Origin of the sequence: Hymenobacter roseosalivarius DSM 11622 (assembly GCF_900176135.1) — a bacterium.
Taxonomy (GTDB): domain Bacteria; phylum Bacteroidota; class Bacteroidia; order Cytophagales; family Hymenobacteraceae; genus Hymenobacter; species Hymenobacter roseosalivarius.
The window spans coordinates 1-1,563 of the sequence record NZ_FWWW01000116.1 but is presented as its reverse complement, the minus strand read 5'-3'; the positions used below and the strand labels follow the sequence as shown (position 1 = coordinate 1,563).

Sequence of the window (1,563 nt, the reverse complement as noted above, 5' to 3'; positions counted from 1 at the left end):
ACCGAACGAACAAACGAACGCGGAGTAGCGCGTCGTCGTCTTTTTTGTGCCCTGGGGGGCTTTTTACTTACAGGCTGCTGTCGTAGTCAGAGGCGCTGGAGGAGCTGCTGCCCATGCCACCCCGATAGCCTGACTGGCTTCCCGATTGATTTATCGAGGAGGAACCGTAATCGCTGCCACTGCTGCTGCCAGAGCGGTAGCTGCTGCCGCTATTGCTGGAGCCGCTACCTGGAGCAGGACGGTAGCCGGAGTTAGATTTATCTGAGTCAGAGCCGTAGCTGCCGCCTGAGCCATAGCTGCTGGAGCCGTAGCTGCCCGTGGAGCCATACTTGGCTGACTCGGAGCTAACAGAGCCGCGATAAGCCGATTTGTCTTTTTTGCCGCTCTTGCCTTTGTAGGTCTTGCCTTTGTAGGTCTTGTCTTTGTCGCTGCTCTTGGAGCGCAACGCCAGCCAGCTTAGACCACCGATGAGCAGGGCACCACCTACAATCTGCTGTGTGGTAGTAAGCTTGCCGAATTGAGTAGTGGCTTTGCTGCTCAAATCTTTTACCGACTGGGGCAGCTGATTGAGCGTGTCATTCAGACCTAGCTGATCTACCCAGCTTTTAACTGAACCGCCTACACCGCTACCGCTGCCTTGTTCGCCACGGTTTTGGCTTTGGTTTTTGTTGTCATTCTGACTGTCTGAGTCATTTAGGCCGCCACCGGCGGTGCTAGCCGAACCGGCAGCGCCCGATGCTTTGCCAGTTGAGCCTTGCGCCGAAGAAGTTTTCTGGGAAAAACCACCAGCGTTTGCGCCAGTAGAAGAGGGAGTAGATCCGGGGTTGGGTTGATTTGGCTTGTTTTCCATAATAGTGGTGAGGGTGAGGGAGCGAATAGTTACGTGCGACCGGCGGGTCGCACTAAAGTCTATATCGTATTTCCCCGGAGCCGGGTTGCGAATAAGCAATACTTTTTCCGGGGGTCGAGCCGCAACTTTCATTCGTAGGCACCAGTAAGTCAGCCTAACAACTCGCTCTTCAACCACCCTAAAAAACAGACTTTTATGGCTCATCAATCTAATTCGGCCGTGGCCCTTATTACGGGGGCGGCTAGTGGCATTGGTCAGGAACTGGCCCATCTATTTGCGAAGGATCAATACCAGCTTATTCTGGTCGATCAGGACTTAGACGGCCTGCAGCAGTTTGCCGGGCATCTGCGCAGCGTCCATCACCTCGAGCCTACCCTACTCACCCAGGATTTAAGTCAGCCCCAGGCCGCGCAGCGCGTGTACGACGCTGTAAAGCAGCATAACTTACAAGTGGATGTACTGGTAAACGACGCGGGCTTCGGCGAGTATGGCCCCTTTCTGGAAGCTGATGCGGCCCGCAACGTAGCCGTGATTCAAACCAACATTACCGCCCTAGTGGAGCTTACCTACCTCTTCGGGCGCGACATGAAGCAGCGGGGCCAGGGTCGGATTCTGCAGCTGGCCTCCACGGCCGCTTACACGCCTTCGCCCAACATGGCCGTTTACTCGGCTACCAAGTCGTTTGTACTGTCCTTTTCGGAGGCTTTATATAA

2 protein-coding genes are annotated in these 1,563 nt (G+C 55.1%); one reads left to right on the top strand and one right to left on the bottom strand.

What is annotated here, in order from left to right; all coding sequences use genetic code 11:
* Positions 1–67 precede the first annotated feature (67 nt).
* Entirely contained in the window at positions 68–982 is a 915-nt protein-coding gene (locus B9A24_RS21120) for a hypothetical protein (RefSeq protein ID WP_084448095.1), read from the bottom strand.
* A 63-nt stretch (positions 983–1,045) separates the two neighbouring features.
* On the opposite strand from B9A24_RS21120, the gene B9A24_RS21115 reads away from it, so the two are divergent.
* The coding region (locus B9A24_RS21115) for an SDR family NAD(P)-dependent oxidoreductase (protein WP_143435164.1) at positions 1,046–1,563 on the top strand (518 nt) is incomplete at its 3' end.